This is a genomic window from Staphylococcus sp. GDH8C109P, from assembly GCF_017893405.1.
Lineage (GTDB): Bacteria > Bacillota > Bacilli > Staphylococcales > Staphylococcaceae > Staphylococcus > Staphylococcus cohnii.
Genome location: NZ_JAESMX010000009.1, coordinates 1 through 22,281, shown reverse-complemented (window position 1 = coordinate 22,281; position 22,281 = coordinate 1). Strand labels below are relative to the sequence as shown.

Below are 22,281 nucleotides of genomic sequence, written 5' to 3'. Positions count from 1 at the left end.
CATAATGGCAAATTATGATGTATTAAAAGTAGATGGAACTAAATCAGGTTCAGTTGAATTAAACGATGCAGTATTTGCAATCGAACCAAACAATAACGTTCTTTTTGAGGCAATTAATTTACAACGTGCTTCATTACGCCAAGGTACACATGCTGTTAAGAACCGTTCAGCAGTACGTGGTGGTGGACGTAAACCATGGAGACAAAAAGGTACAGGACGTGCGCGTCAAGGTACTATTCGTGCGCCACAATGGCGTGGTGGTGGTATCGTATTCGGACCAACACCAAGAAGCTATGCTTACAAAATGCCTAAGAAAATGCGTCGTTTAGCATTACGTTCAGCATTATCTTTCAAAGCACAAGAAAATAGCTTAACAATTGTAGATGTATTGAGTTTTGAAGCTCCAAAAACAAAAGAATTCAAAACTGTACTTTCTAACTTAGAACAACCTACAAAAGTGCTAGTAGTTACTGAATCTGAAGATGTAAATGTTGCACTTTCAGCACGTAACATCCCTGGTGTTCAAGTAACAACTGCACAAGGTTTAAACGTTCTAGATTTAACAAGCGCTGATAGTGTAGTAATCACAGAAGCAGCTGCTAAAAAAGTTGAGGAGGTGCTCGGATAATGGAAGCAAGAGACGTTCTTAAGCGCCCCGTAATCACTGAAAAATCTTCAGTTGCAATGGCTGAAGACAAATATACATTCGATGTTGATACTCGTGCTAACAAAACACAAGTAAAAATCGCTGTAGAAGAAATCTTTGATGTAAAAGTTGATAGTGTAAATATCATTAACTACAAGCCAAAGAAAAAACGTATGGGCCGTTACCAAGGCTATACAAACAAACGACGCGTAGCAATCGTTAAATTAAAAGAAGGATCAATCGATCTATTTAACTAAAAATTACCAATAAGGAGGTAAACGACAATGGCTCTAAAAAAATATAAGCCAATTACTAACGGTCGTCGTAATATGACAAGTTTAGATTTCGCAGAAATTACGAAAACTACTCCTGAAAAGTCATTATTACAACCGCTACCGAAAAGAGCGGGACGAAATCACCAAGGTAAATTGACTGTTCGCCATCATGGCGGTGGACATAAACGTCAATACCGTGTAATTGATTTCAAACGTAACAAAGATGGTATCCAAGCAAAAGTTGATTCAATTCAATACGATCCAAACCGTTCAGCAAATATCGCATTGTTATTTTACGCTGATGGAGAAAAACGTTATATTATTGCACCTAAAAACTTAAAAGTAGGTCAAATGCTTGAAAGTGGTGCAGAAGCAGATATTAAAGTAGGTAATGCCCTACCACTACAAAACATTCCAGTAGGTACTGTTATTCATAACATCGAGTTAAAACCTGGCAGAGGTGGACAAATTGCACGTTCTGCTGGTGCTAGTGCACAAGTATTAGGTAAAGAAGGAAAATATGTATTAATCAGATTAAGATCTGGCGAAGTTCGTATGATTCTTTCAACTTGTCGCGCTACTATTGGTCAAGTTGGTAATATCCAACACGAACTTGTTAACGTTGGTAAAGCTGGACGTTCAAGATGGAAAGGTATCCGTCCAACAGTTCGTGGTTCTGTAATGAACCCTAACGATCACCCACACGGTGGTGGTGAAGGACGCGCACCAATCGGTATGCCTTCTCCAATGTCACCTTGGGGCAAACCAACACTTGGTAAGAAAACACGTCGCGGTAAAAAATCATCAGATAAACTTATCGTTCGTGGACGTAAGAAAAAATAAAAATAACTTATTTGGGTGTGCGGCTTAACCGCTGCACGCACATAATAAGAAGGGAGGCGCCACTATGGCTCGTAGTATTAAAAAAGGACCTTTCGTTGACGATCACCTAATGAAAAAGGTAGAAGCTCAAAGCGGAAGCGAGAAAAAACAAGTAATCAAAACTTGGTCACGTCGTTCAACTATTTTCCCTGATTTCATCGGACATACATTCGCTGTATATGATGGACGTAAACATGTACCTGTATTTGTAACAGAAGATATGGTTGGTCATAAACTTGGAGAGTTTGCACCAACACGTACATTTAAAGGTCACGTTGCAGACGATAAAAAAACAAGAAGATAATATCTAACAGGTAGAGGAGGAAATTGGAATGGAAGCAAAAGCGGTTGCTAAAACAATAAGAATCGCACCTCGTAAAGTTAGATTAGTATTAGATCTAATTAGAGGCAAAAGCGCTGGTGAAGCGATAGCGATTTTAAAATTAACAAACAAGGCTTCATCACCAGTAATTGAAAAATTATTAATGTCCGCTTTAGCTAATGCAGAACATAACTATGACATGAACACAGATGAATTAATAGTTAAAGAAGCTTATGCTAATGAAGGACCAACTTTAAAACGTTTCCGTCCACGTGCACAAGGTAGTGCAAGTGCGATCAACAAACGTACAAGCCACATTACAATCGTCGTAAGTGACGGTAAAGAAGAAGCTAAAGAAGCTTAATAAAATCTTAAGGAGGGAACACTGTGGGTCAAAAAATTAATCCAATTGGACTTCGTGTCGGTGTAATCCGTGATTGGGAAGCTAAATGGTATGCAGAAAAAGACTTCGCATCATTATTACACGAAGATTTAAAAATCCGTAAGTTTATTGATAACGCATTAAGTGAAGCATCAGTTTCTCATGTAGAAATTGAACGTGCAGCTAATCGTATCAACATCGCTATTCACACTGGTAAACCAGGTATGGTAATCGGTAAAGGCGGTTCAGAAATCGAAAAACTTCGTAACAAATTAAATTCATTAACAAATAAAAAAGTACACATCAACGTAATTGAAATCAAAAAAGTTGATTTAGATGCTAAATTGGTAGCAGAAAATATTGCGCGTCAATTAGAAAACCGTGCATCATTCCGTCGTGTACAAAAACAAGCTATTACAAGAGCGATGAAACAAGGCGCTAAAGGTATCAAAACTCAAGTATCTGGTCGTTTAGCTGGTGCTGATATCGCTCGTGCAGAACAATATTCAGAAGGAACTGTTCCACTTCATACACTACGTGCTGACATAGGCTATGCACACGCAGAAGCAGACACAACTTATGGTAAGTTAGGTGTCAAAGTGTGGATTTATCGTGGAGAAGTTCTTCCTACTAAGAACACTAGTGAAGGAGGAAAATAATAATGTTACTACCAAAACGTGTTAAATATCGTCGTCAACATCGTCCTAAAACAACTGGTCGTTCTAAAGGCGGTAACTATGTAACATTTGGTGAGTATGGTTTACAAGCAACTACAACGTCTTGGATCACATCTCGTCAAATCGAATCAGCTCGTATTGCAATGACTCGTTATATGAAACGTGGCGGGAAAGTTTGGATCAAAATCTTCCCACATACACCTTACACTAAAAAACCTTTAGAAGTTCGTATGGGTGCTGGTAAAGGTGCCGTTGAAGGCTGGATTGCTGTTGCAAAACCAGGTAGAATTTTATTTGAAGTTGCAGGCGTAAACGAAGAAGTTGCGCGTGAAGCATTACGTTTAGCTAGTCACAAACTTCCAGTTAAAACTAAGTTTGTAAAACGTGAAGAATTGGGTGGTGAAACAAATGAAAGCTAAGGAAATTAGAGACTTAACCACTTCTGAAATCGAAGAACAAATCAAATCTTCAAAAGAGGAGCTTTTTAACCTACGCTTTCAGTTAGCTACAGGTCAATTAGAGGAAACTGCACGTATTCGTACAGTGAGAAAAACGATTGCACGTCTAAAAACTGTTGCTCGTGAAAGAGAAATTGAACAAGGTAAGGCTAATCAATAATCAAATTGAAAGAGGAGGTTACTAAAGTGAGCGAAAGAAATGATCGTAAAGTTTATGTAGGTAGAGTCGTTTCCGATAAAATGGATAAGACAGTAACTGTACTTGTAGAAACATACAAAACACACAAACTATATGGCAAACGAGTAAAATACTCTAAAAAATACAAAACACATGATGAAAACAACTCAGCTAAATTAGGGGACATCGTTAAGATTCAAGAAACACGTCCTTTATCAGCAACTAAGCGTTTCCGTTTAGTAGATATTGTTGAAGAATCAGTAATTATTTAATAAACAGTGAAGATAAAGGAGGTTTAACTCATGATCCAACAAGAAACACGATTAAAAGTAGCAGATAACTCTGGTGCACGTGAAGTACTTACAGTCAAAGTATTAGGTGGATCTGGTCGTAAAACAGCGAACATTGGTGACGTTATCGTCGTTACTGTTAAACATGCTACACCAGGTGGCGTTGTCAAAAAAGGTGAAGTAGTGAAAGCTGTTGTTGTACGTACTAAATCAGGTGTACGTCGTAATGACGGTTCATATATCAAATTTGATGAAAATGCATGTGTCATCATTCGTGACGACAAAGGCCCACGTGGTACTCGTATTTTTGGACCAGTTGCGCGTGAATTACGTGAAGGTAATTTCATGAAAATTGTATCATTAGCTCCAGAAGTACTTTAATAAATTATTTATAAATATATAAATTTAAGGAGGTGCCACACATGCATATCAAAAAAGGTGACAACGTAAAAGTTATCGCAGGTAAAGACAAAGGTAAAGAAGGTAAAGTAGTAGCTACAGAACCTAAAAAAGACCGTGTCGTTGTGGAAGGTGTTAACACTATTAAAAAACACCAAAAACCAACTCAATTTAATCCTGAAGGTGGAATCTTAGAAACAGAGGCAGCAATCCATGTTTCTAATGTACAATTATTAGACCCTAAAACGAATGAACCAACTCGCGTAGGTTACAAATTCGAAGACGGTAAAAAAGTTAGAATCGCTAAAAAATCTGGCGAAGAAATCAAATCTAATAATGAATAACTAATTGAAAGGAGGATCCACTGTGAATCGTTTAAAAGAAAAATTTAATTCTGAAGTTACAACGGACTTAGTTAAAAAATTCAACTATAGTTCTGTAATGGAAGTACCAAAAATAGAAAAAATTGTAGTAAACATGGGTGTTGGTGATGCTGTACAAAACTCTAAAGTATTAGATGATGCTGTAGAGGAATTACAAGCTATCACTGGTCAAAAACCATTAGTAACTAAAGCGAAAAAATCTGTCGCTACATTCCGTTTACGTGAAGGTATGCCAATCGGCGCTAAAGTAACTTTACGTGGTGAAAGAATGTATGACTTTTTAGATAAATTAATTGCGGTATCACTTCCACGTGTTCGTGACTTCCGTGGTGTATCAAAATCAGCATTTGACGGTAGAGGTAACTACACTTTAGGTGTTAAAGAACAATTAATTTTCCCTGAAATCGACTATGACCGAGTAAGTAAAATACGAGGAATGGATATCGTTATCGTAACAACTGCTAACACTGACGAGGAAGCTCGTGAATTGTTAACACAATTCGGTATGCCATTTCAAAAATAATCTCTAAAGGAGGCTAATTAAGTGGCTAAAACTTCAATGGTTGCTAAGCAACAAAAAAAACAAAAGTTCCAAGTACGTGAATATACGCGTTGTGAACGCTGTGGTCGTCCACATTCTGTATATCGTAAATTTAAATTATGCCGTATTTGTTTCCGTGAATTAGCTTATAAAGGCCAAATTCCTGGCGTTCGTAAAGCTAGCTGGTAATAGAAAAAAGTCTGAAAGGAGGCAACATTCAATGACAATCAACGATCCAATTGCAGATATGCTAACTCGTGTAAGAAACGCAAACATGGTGCGCCATGATAAGTTAGAATTGCCTGCATCAAATATCAAAAAAGAAATTGCTGAAATATTAAAAAGTGAAGGTTTCATTAAAAACGTAGAATACGTTGAAGACGATAAACAAGGGGTTATTCGTTTATTCCTTAAATATGGTCAAAACAATGAACGTGTTATCACTGGATTAAAACGTATCTCAAAACCAGGTTTACGTGTTTATGCTAAAGCAAACGAAGTGCCTAAAGTGTTAAATGGTTTAGGTATTGCATTAGTTTCTACTTCTGAAGGTGTAATCACTGATAAAGAAGCAAGAAAACGTAATATTGGTGGAGAAATCTTAGGTTACGTTTGGTAATAATTAATAACAAGGAGGTGCGATAACATGAGTCGTGTTGGTAAAAAAATTATTGACATCCCTAGTGACGTTACAGTAACTATCGAAGGAAATACAGTTTCTGTTAAAGGTCCAAAAGGCGAATTATCACAAACAATGAATGAAAGAATGACATATAAGCAAGATGAAAACACATTAGAAGTTGTAAGACCAACTGATTCTCAAAATGACAGAACAGTTCATGGTACAACTCGTGCTTTGATTAATAATATGATTCTAGGTGTTAAAGATGGCTACAAAAAAACACTTGAACTTGTAGGTGTAGGTTACCGTGCTCAAATGCAAGGTAATGACCTAGTATTAAACGTTGGATACTCACACCCAGTTGAATTTAAAGCTGAAGATGGTATCACTTTCGGTGTTGATAAAAACACTACAGTAACTGTAGAAGGTATTTCAAAAGAACAAGTTGGAGCTATTGCTTCAAACATTCGTTCAGTAAGACCTCCAGAACCTTATAAAGGTAAAGGAATTCGTTACCAAGGTGAATACGTTCGCCGTAAAGAAGGTAAAACTGGTAAATAATAAGTAACTTTCAGAAGAAAGGAGTAATAAAATGATCAGCAAAATTGATAAAAACAAAGTGCGTTTGAAAAGACATGCTCGTGTCCGTAACAAATTATCTGGCACTGCTGAAAAACCACGTTTAAATGTTTATCGTTCAAACAAACACATTTATGCACAAGTTATCGATGATGTTAATGGTAAAACATTAGCACAAGCTTCAACACAAGAAAAAGATCTAGCTAATGAAACTGGATCTAAAGTTGATTTATCAGCTAAAGTCGGCGAAACAATTGCTAAAAGAGCGAATGAAAAAGGCTTAAAAACAATTGTATTTGACCGCGGAGGATATTTATATCACGGACGTGTTAAAGCATTAGCAGATGCAGCTCGTGAACATGGTTTAGAATTTTAATTTAAAGGAGGGACATTTACATGGCTCGTAGAGAAGAAGCGAAAGAATTTGAAGAACGCGTTGTTACAATTAATCGTGTTGCAAAAGTTGTAAAAGGTGGTCGTAGTTTCCGTTTCAGCGCTTTAGTAGTAGTTGGAGATAAAAACGGTCGCGTTGGATTCGGTACTGGTAAAGCACAAGAGGTACCTGAAGCAATCAAAAAAGCAGTTGAAGCAGCTAAGAAAAACTTAGTTGAAGTTCCACGTGTCGAAGGTACAACTCCTCACATGATCACTGGACAATTCAGTTCAGGTAGTGTATTAATGAAACCAGCAGCTCCTGGTACTGGTGTTATTGCGGGTGGTCCTGTTCGTGCAGTATTAGAACTAGCAGGTATCACTGATATCTTAAGTAAATCTTTAGGATCAAATACACCAATCAATATGGTGCGTGCAACAATTAATGGATTACAAAACCTTAAAAATGCTGAACAAGTTGCGAAATTACGTGGCAAGTCAGTAGAAGAATTATATAATTAAGGAGGGAAAATAAGTTATGGCTAAATTACAAATTACCCTCACTCGTAGTGTTATAGGTCGTCCAGAAACACAACGTAAAACTGTTGAAGCTTTAGGTTTGAAAAAAACAAACTCTTCAGTAGTTGTTGAAGATAACCCTGCTATTCGTGGGCAAATCAACAAAGTAAGTCACTTAGTGACAGTAGAAGAAAAATAATTAAGGAGGTGCCGAAATGAAATTACATGAGTTAAAACCAGCAGAAGGTTCTCGTAAAGTTCGTAACCGCGTAGGTCGCGGTGCAGCTACTGGTAACGGTAAAACTAGTGGTCGTGGACAAAAAGGACAAAAAGCGCGTTCAGGTGGTAGTATCAGACCAGGATTTGAAGGTGGACAATTACCTTTATTCCGCCGTTTACCAAAACGAGGTTTTACTAACATTAACCGCAAAGAATATGCTATTGTTAACTTAGACCAACTTAATAAATTTGAGGATGGTACTGAAGTAACTCCTGCTTTATTAGTAGAATCTGGTGTAGTTAAAAGTGAAAAATCTGGTATTAAAGTACTAGGTAGTGGTTCACTTGACAAGAAGTTAACAGTGAAAGCTAACAAATTCTCTGCTTCTGCAGCAGAAGCTATTGATGCTAAAGGCGGAGCACACGAGGTGATCTAATGTTTCAAACGCTTGTGAGCTTCTTTACTACAAAAGAAGTTCGTAACAAGATCTTTTTTACGCTCGCAATGTTAGTTATTTTTAAAATAGGTACTTATATTCCAGCACCTGGCGTAAATCCAGCTGCTTTTGACAGTCAACAAGGTTCTCAAGGTGTCACTGACTTACTTAACACGTTTGGTGGCGGAGCCTTGCAGAACTTTTCTATCTTTGCCATGGGTATAATGCCATATATTACTGCATCAATTGTGATGCAGTTATTACAAATGGATATTGTTCCAAAGTTTTCAGAGTGGGCAAAACAAGGTGATGCAGGTAGAAAAAAACTTAATAACGTAACCCGTTATTTTGCGATTGTACTTGCTTTTATCCAATCAATAGGAATGGCGTTCCAATTTAATAATTATTTGAAAGGTCAACTAATTATGGATCAGTCCATAATTAGCTACCTAACAATAGCTGTTGTGTTAACAGCTGGTACAGCGTTTTTAATTTGGATAGGTGAACAAATCACTCAATTCGGTGTTGGTAATGGTATTTCCATCATTATCTTTGGAGGTATTTTATCTTCATTACCTTCATCATTAATCCAGTTTTACCAACAGTCCTTTGTAGGGCAAGATGATACAACTTTAGCATGGTTAAAAGTTATTGGATTAATTGTTGGAATGGTATTGCTAACGGTTGGTGCAATATTCGTACTACAAGCTATTAGAAAAATACCAATTCAATATGCGAAAAAACAGTCTGCACAACGATTAGGTTCACAAGCAACATATTTACCTTTGAAAGTTAACTCTGCAGGGGTTATCCCAGTCATCTTTGCAATGGCGTTCTTCTTATTACCAAGAACATTAACTTTGTTCTTCCCTGATGCAAGTTGGGCGCAAAAAGTATCTGACGTTGCAAATCCATCGAATAATATAGGGATGATTGTTTATGTGATTCTCATTATCGCATTCACATATTTCTATGCATTTGTACAAGTCAATCCCGAAAAGATGTCTGATAACCTTAAAAAACAAGGAAGTTATGTTCCAGGGATTAGACCTGGCGAACAAACAAAAAAATATATTACTAAAGTTCTCTACAGATTGACCTTTGTAGGATCAATATTCTTAGCTGTCGTTGCTATACTACCAATCATTGCTACTAAGGTGATGGACCTACCACAATCGATACAAGTCGGTGGTACAAGTCTACTTATCGTAATTGGTGTTGCGATTGAAACAATGAAGAGTCTTGAAGCTCAAGTGAGTCAAAAAGATTATAGAGGCTTTGGTGGTAGATAAATTGTAGGAGGGCACTTATGAATATCATTTTAATGGGTTTACCTGGTGCAGGTAAAGGAACTCAAGCGAGTGAAATTGTTAAGAAATTCCCAATTCCACACATATCTACTGGAGACATGTTCAGAAAAGCGATTAAAGATGAAACGGATTTAGGAAAAGAAGCTAAATCGTACATGGATCGTGGAGAATTAGTCCCTGATGAAGTTACTGTGGGCATCGTTAAAGAAAGAATTTCTGAAGACGATGCAAAAAAAGGATTCTTACTTGACGGCTTTCCTCGTACTATTGAACAAGCAAAAGCATTAAGTGAAATCATGCAAGAACTAGATAGAAAAATTGATGCTGTTATCAATATAGAGGTACCTGAAGAAGAATTAATGAACCGCCTTACTGGTCGTAGAATTTGCGAAAAATGCGGGCACACTTATCATCTTGTATTCAATCCTCCAAAAGTTGATGGCATTTGTGATATTGACGGTGGTAAATTATACCAACGTGAAGATGACAACCCAGAAACAGTTGCAAATCGTTTAAATGTCAATGTAAAACAATCTAAGCCAATCCTAGAATACTATGATAATGAAAATGTATTGAAAAACATTGATGGTTCAAAAGATATTAGTGAAGTTACTTCAAACGTAATCGATATTCTTGAGAACTTAAAATAGTATCAACTTTGTACGGTCTATGTAATGCCAAGAGTATAAACGAAAAAGAGTGACAATGCGATATAGTAATTCATTTTAATTTTGTTGAACTTATTAACAACACTTATAGACTCGTATGGTTATAGTTGATCTTAGACGATAACCAACTATTGTAAAAAGGGGGAAGTTAATAAATGGCTAAGCAAGATGTTATTGAATTAGAAGGTACAGTATTAGATACTTTACCAAATGCAATGTTTAAAGTAGAATTAGAAAATGGTCATGAGATTTTAGCTCACGTAAGTGGTAAAATCAGAATGAATTATATTCGAATTCTACCTGGCGACAAAGTAACTGTAGAAATGTCTCCGTATGATTTAACACGCGGAAGAATTACGTATCGTTATAAATAATCGTCACTCCATAATATAGGGAGGTATTAAAATGAAAGTAAGACCATCAGTAAAACCAATTTGCGAAAAATGTAAAGTCATTAAACGTAAAGGTAAAGTAATGGTAATTTGTAGCAATCCAAAACACAAACAAAGACAAGGTTAATAAAGAGAGGTGTAAATAATTATGGCACGTATTGCAGGAGTAGATATTCCACGTGAAAAACGTATTGTTATTTCTTTAACTTATGTATATGGTATCGGTACTACTACAGCTCAAAAAATTGTTGAAGAAGCTAATGTATCTGCAGATACTCGCGTTAAAGACTTAACTGATGACGAATTAGGTCGTATCCGTGAAGTAGTAGACAATTATAAAGTAGAAGGTGACTTACGTCGTGAGCAAAACTTAAACATCAAACGTTTAATGGAAATCTCATCATACCGTGGTATCCGTCACCGTCGTGGTTTACCAGTGCGCGGACAAAAGACAAAAAACAATGCTCGTACTCGTAAAGGCCCAGTTAAAACTGTAGCTAACAAGAAAAAATAATAGGTAAAGGAGGCAAATTTTAAATGGCACGTAAACAAGTATCTCGTAAACGTAGAGTGAAAAAGAATATTGAGAATGGTGTGGCACACATCCGCTCAACATTCAATAATACAATCGTAACTATTACTGATGAATTTGGTAATGCTTTATCATGGTCATCAGCAGGTGCACTTGGATTTAAAGGATCAAAAAAATCAACACCATTTGCAGCACAAATGGCATCAGAAACTGCAGCTAAAGCAGCTATGGAACATGGTTTAAAAACTGTTGAAGTTACTGTTAAAGGTCCTGGCCCAGGTCGTGAATCAGCGATCCGTGCATTACAATCAGCTGGATTAGATGTAACTGCAATCCGTGACGTTACTCCAGTACCACATAATGGTTGTCGTCCACCAAAACGTCGTCGCGTATAATATTATCGTTATTGTCGCAAGTCACTGAGAAACACAGTACAATTCAAGTCGACGTAATCAAGGAGGATATTTGTAAATGATTGAAATCGAAAAACCTAGAATTGAAACAATTGAAATTAGTGAAGATGCTAAATTCGGTAAGTTCGTTGTTGAACCACTAGAACGTGGCTACGGTACTACACTAGGAAACTCCTTACGTCGTATCCTACTATCTTCATTACCAGGTGCAGCCGTTAAGTACATCGAAATCGAAGGTGTATTGCATGAATTCTCAGCAATAGATAATGTTGTAGAAGATGTTTCAACAATTATTATGAACATCAAAAAGCTAGCATTGAAAATTTATTCTGAAGAAGATAAAACATTAGAGATTGATGTAAAAGATGAAGGCGAAGTTACTGCAAGTGACATCACGCATGATAGTGATGTAGAGATTTTAAATCCTGAGATTAAAATCGCAACAGTATCTAAAGGTGGACATTTAAAAATCCGTCTTGTTGCTAATAAGGGTAGAGGTTACGCATTAGCAGAACAAAATAACACTAGTGATTTACCAATTGGTGTAATTCCAGTGGATTCACTATATTCACCAGTAGAACGTGTTAACTATACTGTAGAAAACACACGTGTAGGTCAAAGTAGTGATTTTGATAAATTAACTTTGGATGTTTGGACTAATGGTTCAATTACGCCACAAGAGTCTGTTTCTCTAGCGGCAAAAATCCTAACTGAACATTTGAACATCTTCGTTGGATTAACTGATGAAGCACAAAATGCTGAAATCATGATTGAAAAAGAAGAAGATCAAAAAGAAAAAGTACTTGAAATGTCTATAGAAGAATTAGACCTATCTGTCCGTTCATATAACTGTTTGAAACGCGCAGGTATTAATTCTGTTCAAGAATTAGCTGATAAATCTGAAGCAGATATGATGAAAGTGCGCAATTTAGGACGCAAATCATTAGAAGAAGTTAAATATAAACTTGAAGATCTAGGCTTAGGTCTTAGAAAAGAAGATTAATAAAAAGGAGGTTAACTCATGGGTTACAGAAAATTAGGTCGTACTTCTGATCAACGTAAAGCGATGTTACGTGACTTAGCTACTTCACTTATTGTTAGTGAACGTGTTGAAACAACAGAAGCACGTGCAAAAGAATTACGTAGTGTTGTTGAAAAATTAATCACTTTAGGTAAAAAAGGAGATTTAGCATCTCGTCGTCAAGCTGCTAAAACTTTACGTAATGTTGAAGTTTTAAATGAAGATGAAACAACACAAACTGCACTTCAAAAATTATTTGGTGAAATTGCTGAACGTTATACAGAACGTCAAGGTGGTTACACACGTATCCTTAAAGTAGGCCCTCGTCGCGGTGACGGTGCTGAATCAGTAATTATAGAATTAGTTTAATTTAAATACACATACTACTATGTATAAAGCAAATGAGTGCAACGATAATGTTTGCCACATACAAATATTGTCTAGCTCAGAGTACCCCATCAAACTTAATAAATTTTAAAGCGTGAACTCAAATATGATGGGGTGCGCGCTTTTTTTTGTTAGTCCCCCTTAATTCGAAGAATTTAGGGGGACTTATGCAATTGCAAGGCAATAGCGAACCGCCGAACCATATATCCTTAATTTGGGTAAGGTAAAAGGAAATATTCATAGTGTAAATGCATAAGAAGTTCTAATTAAACAGTATTTTGTTCATTGATTTAAAAACTAGAAAAATTGCAAAGAAACAATGATTGTTAACTATTTACACTAATGAAAAGTGTATTTTATGCTCAAAAGTATCTTTATGCGTGTCTCAATAAATAAAATTTAAAAGAGAAATTAATGAAGATGAAGTGCTTATTTATCGTTTTTCATGTAAAATGATTAAGTATATGATTAATATTTTTGATTTAGGAGATAACTGGTATGATAACGCAAGCAGAAGAAATAATTAAATTTGATCATGTATCTTTTAAATATAATAGCGATGAACCACTTGCGTTAAATGATGTATCATTTAGCATTCCTAGGGGCAAATGGACCTCTATAGTAGGCCATAATGGTTCAGGTAAATCAACGATAGCAAAACTGATGATAGGCATTCAAAAACCTTTTGAGGGCCAAATATATTTAAACGGTGTAAGTATCAATGACGATAACTTAAATAAGTTGAGACAACATATAGGGATTGTATTTCAAAATCCAGAAAATCAATTTGTTGGGTCTACTGTGGAATTTGATGTAGCATTTGGTTTAGAAAATAATGCTATGACTTACGAGAAGATGCATGAAATTGTGCCTAAAGCATTAGCGGATGTAGATATGCTGGATAGAGCTACATATGAGCCGCAATCACTTTCTGGTGGCCAAAAACAGCGTGTCGCAATCGCAGGAGTTTTAGCATTAAATACGGATATCATCATATTAGATGAAGCGACGTCTATGTTAGATCCAGAAGGTAGAACAGAATTAATTTCACTCATACATCGTTTAAAGGAAGAAAAAGATGTGACAATTATATCCATCACTCATGATTTATCTGAAGCTATAGATGCGGATCATTTAGTTGTTTTAAACCAAGGCTTCCTATATCAATCAGGTTTGCCTCAAGTTATTTTTAATAAAGGAGAGGCTTTAACACAAATAGGTTTAGATTTACCGTTTGCAATGAGAATGAATCAACAATTATTAGGTGTTACTGACTATATTTCTTATGAAGGGTTGGTAAGCAAATTATGACTGTTAAATTCAATCAAGTGTCTTATGTTTATCAAAAAGGAACACCTTATGAACATCTTGCATTGAAAGAGATTGTAACTACTTTTGAACAAGGTAAATATTATGCAGTGATTGGTCAAACAGGCTCTGGTAAGTCTACATTAATACAACATATTAATGGATTGCTAAAACCGTCACATGGCTCTTTAGAGGTCGATGATGTCATGATTACACACAAGACGAGAGATAAGTATTTAAAGCAAGTGCGTAAGCGCGTAGGGGTAGTATTCCAATTTCCTGAATCTCAACTTTTTGAAGACTCCGTGGAACGAGAAATTTTATTCGGACCTAAAAATTTTAATATGCCACTTGAAGAAGTAAAAGCACGAGCATTTCAATTATTATTAGAGTTCGGTTTTAATAGAGATATACTTGAACAATCACCTTTCCAAATGTCGGGAGGTCAAATGAGAAAAATAGCAATTACTTCTATATTGGCTATGGATCCAGATATTGTTATTTTAGATGAACCTACTGCAGGACTTGACCCTAAAAGTAGAAATCAAATCATGGAAATGTTAAAGAAACTGCAGCTTGAACAAAATAAAACAATTATATTAGTTACACATGAAATGAATGATGTTGCAAAATATGTTGATGAAGTGAAAATTATTAAGCGTGGTAGGTTAGTGGAAAGCTGTTCACCAAGAAAATTGTTTAATGCTGACGATTATGTTAAAGATATGCATTTAGATGTACCAGACATCGTTAAATTACAGAGAGATATCGAAGCAAAGCATCAATTTAAATTTGAACGCATCGCATTAACCGAAGCAGAATTCACAGAGATGTATAAGGGGTGGCAACAACATGAGAGATAAGTTTATTATAGGACGTTATCTTCCATTAGACACTTTTGTACATCGTCGTGATCCACGTGCCAAATTAATATATGTATTTTTATTTATCATACTAATATTTTTTGCACATTCATTTATCACTTACTTATGGTTATTCTTAATCATTGTAACCATGATGAAAGCAGCGTACATAAAATCTTGGTTTTTAATAAAGGGATTAACACCCATATGGATTTTTCTGATTTTCACCTTTTTAATGCATTTGTTTTTAACTAAAGGTGGTATGCGCATATTTGAGTTAGGGTTTGTTTCAATTGATACTCAAGGTGTTTTAGAAGGTGTTTATATTGTTTTGAGGCTAATGTTTATCATTATGGTATCTACAATCATGACTTTAACGACAAGCCCATTAGATCTTACTGATGCGTTTGAAAGATTATTATATCCATTAAAGTTGATAAAGGTACCTGTACATTTACTGAGTATGATGATGTCAATCGCTTTACGTTTTATTCCAACTTTAATGAATGAGCTAGATAAGATTATCTTAGCACAGAAATCAAGAGGTTCTGAAATCAGTTCTGGAGGGTTAATCAACAGAGTTAAAGCATTTATTCCTTTATTGATTCCCTTATTTATCTCAGCTTTCCAAAGAGCAGAAGATTTAGCCATTGCAATGGAAGTCCGTGGTTATGAAACAAACAAACAGCGAACAAGTTATCGTCAATTAGACTGGCAAGGGTCTGATAGTTTGTTATTGATTTCAATTATACCAATAGCAATAATATTATTTGTGTTAAAGTATATGGGAGTGTAAAGAATGGTTCGTGTTTTAGTAAATATTTCTTATCAAGGTAGTCAATTTTTGGGTTTTCAAATACAAAATAATGGTAGAACTGTACAACAACAATTTGAAAAAATACTTAAACGCATGCACAAACAGCATATTAGAATACACCCAAGTAGTCGAACTGATCGTGGCGTGCATGCATTAGAACAATATTTTCATTTTGATACAGAGCTTAACATTTCACCAGAGCAATGGCGATATGCGATGAATCGGGCATTACCTGATGATGTTTATGTGAAAGATGTTTCATTTGTAGATGAATCATTCCATTGTCGATACGATTGTGTCGGTAAAACTTATCGCTATAAAGTTTACCAATCACCTAATAAAAATCCATTTGAATGTGGTTTGAAAGGTCACGTACCAGAAAGTTTAAACTTTGAAAAAATGACACAAGCTGCTAATTTGTTTATAGGTACACATGACTTTACTGGATTTTGTTCCCAAAAAACAGAAGTTGAAAGTAAAGTCCGTACGTTATATGAAAGTAAAATAGAAAAAACAAAATATGGTTTTGATTATGTCGTTACTGGTTCAGGATTTTTATATAATATGGTGCGTGTGTTAGTAGCATTTTTAATTGGAGTAGGCAAAGGGAAATTTCAACCTGAGGTAGTTCCACAATTATTAATTGCTAAAGATCGCAATAAAGTTCCTTTCACTGCACCAGCAGATGGATTGTATTTGGAACATATATATTTATCCTCCGAAGCACTAAAAAGAGACTTTGGTGAAGATATAAAAATACATCAAAAAAAATCTACACAAAATAGTTAAATTACATTGACAAAACCCCATAAAAATTATACGATAACTAACGGTATTGTTTTATATCACCCCACGATAAGCCCCGGAATCTTATTGTGTAACAAGATATAGAAGCACGTAGAAATTATAAATTAACAAAATAAATGAATTTAAGTTTAAATATCACTTTAATTAGACAAGAAACATTTATTTATTCTAGGAGGACAATTATATGCGTCAAACATTTATGGCTAATGAAGCAAACATTGAGCGCAAATGGTATGTTATTGATGCTGAAGGTAAAACACTTGGTCGTTTATCATCAGAAGTAGCTGCTATTCTACGCGGTAAAAATAAAGTAACTTATACACCACACGTTGATTCAGGTGATTATGTAATTATCATCAACGCTGCTAAAATTCAATTCACTGGTAATAAAGAACAAGACAAAATGTATTACCGTCATAGTAACCACCCAGGCGGAATCAAATCAATCTCTGCTGGTGAGTTAAAAGCTAAAAACCCAGAACGTTTACTTGAAAACTCAATTAAAGGTATGTTACCAAGCACACGTCTAGGCGAAAAACAAGGCAAAAAATTATTTGTATATGGTGGCGCTGAACATCCACACGCTGCACAACAACCAGAAAACTACGAGTTACGTGGTTAATTAAAAGGAGGAAATTACATTGGCACAAGTTGAATATAAAGGCACAGGCCGTCGTAAAAACTCAGTAGCACGTGTACGTTTAGTACCTGGCGAAGGTAACATTACTGTTAACCACACTGATGTACGTAGCTACTTACCATTCGAATCATTAATCTTAGACTTAAACCAACCATTTGATGTTACAGAAACTAAAGGTAACTATGATGTATTAGTTAACGTTCATGGTGGTGGCTTCACTGGACAAGCACAAGCTATCCGTCACGGTATTGCACGTGCTTTATTAGAAGCAGATCCTGAATATAGAGGTTCATTAAAACGCGCTGGATTACTTACACGTGACCCACGTATGAAAGAACGTAAAAAACCAGGTCTTAAAAAAGCTCGTCGTTCACCACAATTCTCAAAACGTTAATATCCCAAATGTTGTTGCGAATATTTTTCGCTCACAGGTTTGGTACATTAATTGCTTAGGTGATTGGTGTCAAATAGAAGAAACGTTTCAAACTTCCCATATTAATATGGGAAGTTTTTTTGTTTTATAAATAGTCAAAAATGTAGACAACATTTGTACCCTTTAAAAATGGAAAAAAGTTGGTTTTATTTTAGTAAGTTAAAATAGTATGAAGTATAATAAAATAAAACAGTATTAGAGGTTATACATATGACATTCAACAAACAAAATCATCTCTTAAAAAAATTGAGTATCGTATTATTATTAATTATTTTTTCTAGTAGCTCTTTTTTGGTGATGAATCAAGTGTTTAACAAAACGTTAATTAAAAATATGTCCAGTGAAACATCAGTGCCGACATTTTATTTACACGGTTATGCTGGAACAACTCAATCAGAAAAATACATGGTAAATTCAGCAGTCCAAAATAATATAACAGATGACGTTGTTGAAGCTAAAGTTTCATCAAATGGAAAGGTGACATTTAATAAAAATATATCTAACAAGATGAAACGCCCAATTATAAAAATTATACTTGAAGATAATGAAAATAAGAATTTAGAAAAAAATGCGCAATGGATCAAAAATGTTATGGTAGCTTTTAGTGTAAAATATCATTTTAAAAAATTTAATTTTGTTGCACACTCAATGGGAAATCAATCTTTTAGCTATTATATGCTAAAGTATGGCGATGATAGAGTTTTACCAAAGTTAAATAAGCAAGTTAGTTTAGCTGGAAACTTTAATGGAGAAGTGGATATCAATGGTTTGGACTTAAATATACATTTAGACAAAAATGGCAAACCCAACAAGATGTTAAAAGAATACCGTAATTTATTATCTATGCATGCGCACTACCCTAAAAACGCTGAAGTCCTTAATATTTATGGTGATTTAAAAGACGGAACGCATTCTGATGGTAGAGTAACGAATGTATCATCAGAATCATTAAGGTTCTTATTATCAAATCATATTAAAACTTATAAAACATACAAAGCTTATGGGTCTAAAGCTGAACATAGCGCGCTTCATGATAATGAAAAAGTTACAGATCAAATTAATGCATTTCTTTGGAATTATAAATAAAAAAGATAACTCTATTATATGAGAATTATCTTTTGAACAGTTATGAAGCCACTATATCTACTCATTTTGATTAACTTAAAATTGGTTGTTTTCAATTGCTAATAATTGTAACAAATTTTTGCGGTTTGATTCCCCATAAACATGTGGTTGAATCATTATTTCATCTGCATTGTAGTTATGTGCGATTGCTTGTAATCGAGTGAAAACTTCATTTGGCAAACCACTGATAAAGCGTGGTTCATTTTGCTTCATTTTTTCAAGTTCTCTAGTAGATGGTTGTCTTTGTTGAGCAAATGTAATTGATGGATAGTGACTAGGTTGTTTTAAATAGTTAATGCGCAATAACCATAGATGAAAAGCTTGTTCCAATTCTTTGATCTTTTGAATGTCATTTGCAGTGATTACAAAAGTTGAAATAATAACATAAGGTGTTCGCTTTGGATGAAGTTTTGAAAATAGCTTTCGATAATCGTCGATGGATTGTTTAATCCTATCTTTATTTTTACCCATTTAAGCAGTGACAAAAGGTAAACCAAGTTGCGCAGCGAGTTCAGCGCTATTTTGGCTTGTGCCCAATAAATGCATATCGGGTTGTGTATGGATTAAAGGTGTAGCGTATAATCCAAGGAATCTTTGTCTTTGAATGTCATCATTAAAATAGTTTGTTAAATCCACAATTTGTGTTTTAAAATCGACGTTGGCTGTTTTGTTTTTATTTAATGCTTGATTTACATTTTTAAAGCTCATAGAACGGCCAATGCCTAAATCCACTCTGCCAGGATGACGTCCTTCTAGTATTTTAAATACTTCTGCTACTTTATATGCACTATAGTGAGGAAGCATAACACCACCACTGCCTATGCGAATCGAATTTGTATTTTCTAGCAATGTCATCATTATCATTTCAGGAGCGCTAGAAGCAACTGACAATACTTTGTGATGTTCAGCAACCCAAAATCGGTAAAAACCTAGCGATTCAGCAAATTGAGCTAATTCAACAGAATGATTTATCGCTTGAGTAGTATCGCTACCTTCAAATATTGGAACATAGTCTAGTATACTTAATCGCATATCACATTCTCCTTCATTACAATCATTTAAGTGCTCCATTTTGTTTATCATAACACGAGGACAAAATATCAAATAAGCGATTTGATTGATTGCATACCTTCATCGCTATAGAATAGAAGAAAACATGAAATGGAGGCAAAATAATGAAAACAGAAAGCATTGTATTAGCAAAACGCCCAGAAGGCATACCTTCTGATGATGTATTTAGATACGAAACTATTGAAATAGATGAGCCTGGTAATGATGAGATTCAAGTTGAAGCGATATATATTTCGGTAGATCCATATATGCGTGGCAGAATGGATGATAGTAAATCTTATATACAACCATTTCAATTAGATGAACCATTGGCAGGACATATTGTTGGAAAAGTAGTACAATCCAACGCTGACGCTTTTGAGCAAGGTGATTATGTATTAGGTATGTTACCTTGGCAAAAATATGCAAATGTATCAGCTCAAAAAGTTACGAAAATTACTCAGAGAGACATTCCACTTTATTTATATCTAAGTGTATTAGGTATGACTGGACAAACGGCATACCATGGTCTGCTAAAAATTGGCCAACCTAAAGAAGGAGAAACTGTTGTTGTATCTGCGGCTTCAGGGGCTGTCGGTTCAGTAGTAGGTCAAATAGCTAAATTAAAAGGTGCACGTGTGGTTGGTATTGCAGGCGGAACAACCAAAACGAAATATTTAACTGAACAATTAGGATTTGATGCTAGTGTAGATTATAAAGCTGATAACTTCTCAGAACAATTAGCTCAAGCAGTCCCAGATGGTGTAGATGTTTATTTTGAAAATGTTGGTGGACACATTGCAGATGAAGTAATGAAACACTTAAATCAATTTGCTAGAATTCCAGTATGTAGTGCAATTTCTGGCTATAATGATAAAAGTATTGAGCACGGCCCACGTATTCAGCCGATTTTGATAAAATCACAAGCACTCATGAAAGGATTTGTTGTTGCAAATTATGCTGATGACTTTAAACAAGCGAGTCAACTGCTTGCTCAATGGGTAAATGAAGATAAAATAAAAACAAAAACTTCGATTGTAGAAGGATTTGAAAACGTGCCAATTGCATTTAGAAATTTATTTACTGGAGATAATTTTGGTAAACAAGTGGTCCAAGTTTCAGACAATTTATAAGTAGAGGAGATGCACATATGAAAGCAATTGGTGCAGATAGACCGTTTACATTAGATGAGGGTAATCAATTTTATGAAATGGATATAGAGACGCCAAAACCTCAGCAATATGAATTATTAGTGCGTTTAACTGCTATTAGTGTGAATCCAGTAGATACGAAAATTAGACAATCGATTATAAATGAGTCGCCAAGAATTTTAGGGTATGATGCTGTAGGTGTTGTGGAAGCTATAGGCGAAGATGTTAAACAATTTAAGGTCGGAGATGAAGTTTATTATTCAGGTTCACCTTCGTATCAAGGATCGAATCAGACATATCAACTTGTTGATGAACGATTGGTAGCATTGAAGCCGAGTAATATTAGTGATGTTGAAGCGGCAAGTCTCCCTTTAACTGGTTTAACAGCGTCAGAAACACTTTTTGATGTTTTTAATATTTCTCATAATCCAGAAGAAAATAAAGGCAAGTCCTTATTAATAATTAATGGCGCAGGTGGCGTAGGTAGTATCGCAACTCAGATAGCAAAGTATTACGGATTACACGTCATCACCACTGCATCTCGCGATGAAACGTATAATTGGTCAAAATCATTAGGTGCAGACATCGTGTTGAATCATAAAAATAATCTGACAGATGAATTTAAAAAATATGAAATTAGTGAAGTAGATTATGTATTTTGTACTTTTGATACGGACTTGTATTACGAAAAAATGATTGAATTAGTAAAACCACGCGGTAAGATTGCTACAATTGTTGCTTTCAATAATAAGCAAGATTTAAATTTACTGAAGCCTAAAAGTGTAACATTTACACATGAATATATGTATTCAAGACCGTTAAATAAAACAGAAGATATGGCTATTCATGGTACCTATTTAAAAGATATCACTAACAAAGTAGAATCAGACGACTATAAGCCAACTGTAAATGAAGTGCTAAAAGGACTAACAGCAGATAATATTTATGAAGCGCATAAAAAAATGGAAAACCATAGCATGGTTGGCAAATTAGTTATTTCAATTTAGTGAAAGTGCTTGATGTTATAAATATGAACACTACTATTAGAAACACTTATTGTTAAGCAACATTAGAAAAGTTTAACAGCTTTCAATAAAATAGCTGCTACAAAGGAGCAAAGACAATCAAAATATTATATTTGATTGTTATTTTGCTCCTTTATTTTGGATAAAAAAACCATACG

The 22,281-nt window shown here is 35.0% G+C and carries 36 protein-coding genes and 1 pseudogene; 36 read left to right on the top strand and 1 reads right to left on the bottom strand.

Annotated features, from left to right (window positions below; genetic code table 11):
- Positions 1-4: 4 nt before the first annotated feature.
- The 34 genes from rplD to KA867_RS01840 all read left to right on the top strand — a co-directional run bounded on the left by rplD (position 5) and on the right by KA867_RS01840 (position 18,858).
- The gene (gene rplD, locus KA867_RS02005; RefSeq protein WP_210136895.1) at positions 5-628 is read left to right on the top strand and encodes a 50S ribosomal protein L4; all 624 of its coding nucleotides are present in this window, start codon (positions 5-7) and stop codon (positions 626-628) included.
- Positions 628-903 (top strand): 50S ribosomal protein L23, encoded by a 276-nt coding sequence (rplW, locus tag KA867_RS02000; RefSeq protein WP_019468642.1) that lies wholly within the window; start codon positions 628-630, stop codon positions 901-903. Before rplD ends, rplW begins: the two co-directional genes overlap by 1 nt.
- Before the next feature lie 27 nt (positions 904-930).
- Positions 931-1,764: a 50S ribosomal protein L2 gene (rplB, locus tag KA867_RS01995; RefSeq protein WP_210136894.1), complete on the top strand. Its 834-nt coding sequence runs from the start codon at positions 931-933 to the stop codon at positions 1,762-1,764.
- A gap of 64 nt (positions 1,765-1,828) precedes the next feature.
- A complete protein-coding gene (gene rpsS / locus KA867_RS01990) occupies positions 1,829-2,107 on the top strand; it encodes a 30S ribosomal protein S19 (protein WP_019468644.1) in 279 nt (92 codons plus the stop codon).
- Positions 2,108-2,135: 28 nt separating this feature from the next.
- The gene (rplV, locus tag KA867_RS01985) at positions 2,136-2,489 is read left to right on the top strand and encodes a 50S ribosomal protein L22 (RefSeq protein WP_019468645.1); all 354 of its coding nucleotides are present in this window, start codon (positions 2,136-2,138) and stop codon (positions 2,487-2,489) included.
- Between the two features lie 23 nt (positions 2,490-2,512).
- Positions 2,513-3,166, top strand: coding sequence for a 30S ribosomal protein S3 (gene rpsC, locus KA867_RS01980; RefSeq protein ID WP_019468646.1), 654 nt, complete (start codon positions 2,513-2,515; stop codon positions 3,164-3,166).
- Positions 3,167-3,168: 2 nt separating this feature from the next.
- Complete coding sequence (rplP, locus tag KA867_RS01975; protein ID WP_019468647.1) at positions 3,169-3,603, top strand: 50S ribosomal protein L16; 435 nt, start codon at positions 3,169-3,171, stop codon at positions 3,601-3,603.
- A complete protein-coding gene (gene rpmC / locus KA867_RS01970; RefSeq protein WP_002482620.1) occupies positions 3,593-3,802 on the top strand; it encodes a 50S ribosomal protein L29 in 210 nt (69 codons plus the stop codon). The genes rplP and rpmC overlap by 11 nt, the downstream gene beginning before the upstream one ends.
- A 26-nt stretch (positions 3,803-3,828) precedes the next feature.
- Positions 3,829-4,092, top strand: coding sequence for a 30S ribosomal protein S17 (rpsQ, locus tag KA867_RS01965; protein ID WP_019468648.1), 264 nt, complete (start codon positions 3,829-3,831; stop codon positions 4,090-4,092).
- A 30-nt stretch (positions 4,093-4,122) separates the two neighbouring features.
- Positions 4,123-4,491 carry a 50S ribosomal protein L14 gene (rplN, locus tag KA867_RS01960; protein ID WP_019468649.1) on the top strand — a complete coding sequence of 123 codons (369 nt, stop codon included), beginning with the start codon at positions 4,123-4,125 and terminating at the stop codon, positions 4,489-4,491.
- Positions 4,492-4,532: 41 nt separating this feature from the next.
- Positions 4,533-4,853, top strand: a complete 321-nt coding sequence (rplX, locus tag KA867_RS01955; RefSeq protein ID WP_040029978.1) for a 50S ribosomal protein L24 — start codon at positions 4,533-4,535, stop codon at positions 4,851-4,853.
- A 22-nt stretch (positions 4,854-4,875) separates the two neighbouring features.
- The gene (gene rplE / locus KA867_RS01950; RefSeq protein ID WP_026034769.1) at positions 4,876-5,415 is read left to right on the top strand and encodes a 50S ribosomal protein L5; all 540 of its coding nucleotides are present in this window, start codon (positions 4,876-4,878) and stop codon (positions 5,413-5,415) included.
- A gap of 21 nt (positions 5,416-5,436) precedes the next feature.
- A complete protein-coding gene (locus KA867_RS01945) occupies positions 5,437-5,622 on the top strand; it encodes a type Z 30S ribosomal protein S14 (RefSeq protein ID WP_002482625.1) in 186 nt (61 codons plus the stop codon).
- A 31-nt stretch (positions 5,623-5,653) separates the two neighbouring features.
- Entirely contained in the window at positions 5,654-6,052 is a 399-nt protein-coding gene (gene rpsH / locus KA867_RS01940; RefSeq protein ID WP_019468652.1) for a 30S ribosomal protein S8, read from the top strand.
- 27 nt (positions 6,053-6,079) lie between these two features.
- A complete protein-coding gene (gene rplF, locus KA867_RS01935) occupies positions 6,080-6,616 on the top strand; it encodes a 50S ribosomal protein L6 (RefSeq protein ID WP_019468653.1) in 537 nt (178 codons plus the stop codon).
- Positions 6,617-6,647: 31 nt separating this feature from the next.
- Positions 6,648-7,010 carry a 50S ribosomal protein L18 gene (gene rplR, locus KA867_RS01930; protein WP_210136893.1) on the top strand — a complete coding sequence of 121 codons (363 nt, stop codon included), beginning with the start codon at positions 6,648-6,650 and terminating at the stop codon, positions 7,008-7,010.
- Positions 7,011-7,030: 20 nt separating this feature from the next.
- A complete protein-coding gene (gene rpsE / locus KA867_RS01925) occupies positions 7,031-7,528 on the top strand; it encodes a 30S ribosomal protein S5 (protein WP_019468655.1) in 498 nt (165 codons plus the stop codon).
- Positions 7,529-7,544: 16 nt separating this feature from the next.
- The gene (rpmD, locus tag KA867_RS01920; RefSeq protein ID WP_002482630.1) at positions 7,545-7,724 is read left to right on the top strand and encodes a 50S ribosomal protein L30; all 180 of its coding nucleotides are present in this window, start codon (positions 7,545-7,547) and stop codon (positions 7,722-7,724) included.
- 16 nt (positions 7,725-7,740) lie between these two features.
- The gene (gene rplO / locus KA867_RS01915) at positions 7,741-8,181 is read left to right on the top strand and encodes a 50S ribosomal protein L15 (protein WP_019468656.1); all 441 of its coding nucleotides are present in this window, start codon (positions 7,741-7,743) and stop codon (positions 8,179-8,181) included.
- Positions 8,181-9,473, top strand: coding sequence for a preprotein translocase subunit SecY (gene secY, locus KA867_RS01910; protein ID WP_210136892.1), 1,293 nt, complete (start codon positions 8,181-8,183; stop codon positions 9,471-9,473). Before rplO ends, secY begins: the two co-directional genes overlap by 1 nt.
- Positions 9,474-9,490: 17 nt before the next feature.
- The gene (locus KA867_RS01905) at positions 9,491-10,141 is read left to right on the top strand and encodes an adenylate kinase (protein ID WP_210136891.1); all 651 of its coding nucleotides are present in this window, start codon (positions 9,491-9,493) and stop codon (positions 10,139-10,141) included.
- A 173-nt stretch (positions 10,142-10,314) separates the two neighbouring features.
- Positions 10,315-10,533, top strand: coding sequence for a translation initiation factor IF-1 (infA, locus tag KA867_RS01900; protein ID WP_001118443.1), 219 nt, complete (start codon positions 10,315-10,317; stop codon positions 10,531-10,533).
- A gap of 31 nt (positions 10,534-10,564) precedes the next feature.
- The gene (gene rpmJ, locus KA867_RS01895) at positions 10,565-10,678 is read left to right on the top strand and encodes a 50S ribosomal protein L36 (protein WP_002482634.1); all 114 of its coding nucleotides are present in this window, start codon (positions 10,565-10,567) and stop codon (positions 10,676-10,678) included.
- 21 nt (positions 10,679-10,699) lie between these two features.
- On the top strand, positions 10,700-11,065 hold the full coding sequence (rpsM, locus tag KA867_RS01890) for a 30S ribosomal protein S13 (RefSeq protein WP_210136890.1): 366 nt from the start codon (positions 10,700-10,702) through the stop codon (positions 11,063-11,065).
- 23 nt (positions 11,066-11,088) lie between these two features.
- Positions 11,089-11,478: a 30S ribosomal protein S11 gene (rpsK, locus tag KA867_RS01885; RefSeq protein ID WP_019468660.1), complete on the top strand. Its 390-nt coding sequence runs from the start codon at positions 11,089-11,091 to the stop codon at positions 11,476-11,478.
- A gap of 76 nt (positions 11,479-11,554) precedes the next feature.
- Positions 11,555-12,499 carry a DNA-directed RNA polymerase subunit alpha gene (locus KA867_RS01880; protein ID WP_019468661.1) on the top strand — a complete coding sequence of 315 codons (945 nt, stop codon included), beginning with the start codon at positions 11,555-11,557 and terminating at the stop codon, positions 12,497-12,499.
- An 18-nt stretch (positions 12,500-12,517) separates the two neighbouring features.
- A complete protein-coding gene (rplQ, locus tag KA867_RS01875; protein WP_019468662.1) occupies positions 12,518-12,886 on the top strand; it encodes a 50S ribosomal protein L17 in 369 nt (122 codons plus the stop codon).
- 516 nt (positions 12,887-13,402) lie between these two features.
- Positions 13,403-14,215 carry an energy-coupling factor transporter ATPase gene (locus KA867_RS01870; RefSeq protein ID WP_210136889.1) on the top strand — a complete coding sequence of 271 codons (813 nt, stop codon included), beginning with the start codon at positions 13,403-13,405 and terminating at the stop codon, positions 14,213-14,215.
- A complete protein-coding gene (locus tag KA867_RS01865; RefSeq protein WP_210136888.1) occupies positions 14,212-15,075 on the top strand; it encodes an energy-coupling factor transporter ATPase in 864 nt (287 codons plus the stop codon). Before KA867_RS01870 ends, KA867_RS01865 begins: the two co-directional genes overlap by 4 nt.
- Positions 15,065-15,871 (top strand): energy-coupling factor transporter transmembrane component T family protein, encoded by an 807-nt coding sequence (locus KA867_RS01860; RefSeq protein ID WP_210136887.1) that lies wholly within the window; start codon positions 15,065-15,067, stop codon positions 15,869-15,871. Before KA867_RS01865 ends, KA867_RS01860 begins: the two co-directional genes overlap by 11 nt.
- A 3-nt stretch (positions 15,872-15,874) precedes the next feature.
- A complete protein-coding gene (gene truA, locus KA867_RS01855) occupies positions 15,875-16,681 on the top strand; it encodes a tRNA pseudouridine(38-40) synthase TruA (RefSeq protein ID WP_210136886.1) in 807 nt (268 codons plus the stop codon).
- A 202-nt stretch (positions 16,682-16,883) separates the two neighbouring features.
- Positions 16,884-17,321 carry a 50S ribosomal protein L13 gene (rplM, locus tag KA867_RS01850; RefSeq protein ID WP_019468667.1) on the top strand — a complete coding sequence of 146 codons (438 nt, stop codon included), beginning with the start codon at positions 16,884-16,886 and terminating at the stop codon, positions 17,319-17,321.
- A 19-nt stretch (positions 17,322-17,340) separates the two neighbouring features.
- Complete coding sequence (gene rpsI / locus KA867_RS01845) at positions 17,341-17,733, top strand: 30S ribosomal protein S9 (protein ID WP_019468668.1); 393 nt, start codon at positions 17,341-17,343, stop codon at positions 17,731-17,733.
- 249 nt (positions 17,734-17,982) lie between these two features.
- Positions 17,983-18,858 (top strand): alpha/beta hydrolase, encoded by an 876-nt coding sequence (locus tag KA867_RS01840; protein WP_210136885.1) that lies wholly within the window; start codon positions 17,983-17,985, stop codon positions 18,856-18,858.
- Between the two features lie 75 nt (positions 18,859-18,933).
- Here the strand turns inward: KA867_RS01840 and KA867_RS01835 are convergent.
- Positions 18,934-19,929, bottom strand: a pseudogene (locus KA867_RS01835) (LLM class flavin-dependent oxidoreductase).
- Between the two features lie 143 nt (positions 19,930-20,072).
- On the opposite strand from KA867_RS01835, the gene KA867_RS01830 reads away from it, so the two are divergent.
- Complete coding sequence (locus tag KA867_RS01830) at positions 20,073-21,080, top strand: NADP-dependent oxidoreductase (protein ID WP_210136884.1); 1,008 nt, start codon at positions 20,073-20,075, stop codon at positions 21,078-21,080.
- A 17-nt stretch (positions 21,081-21,097) separates the two neighbouring features.
- Positions 21,098-22,105: a zinc-binding alcohol dehydrogenase family protein gene (locus KA867_RS01825; RefSeq protein ID WP_210136883.1), complete on the top strand. Its 1,008-nt coding sequence runs from the start codon at positions 21,098-21,100 to the stop codon at positions 22,103-22,105.
- Positions 22,106-22,281 lie beyond the last annotated feature (176 nt).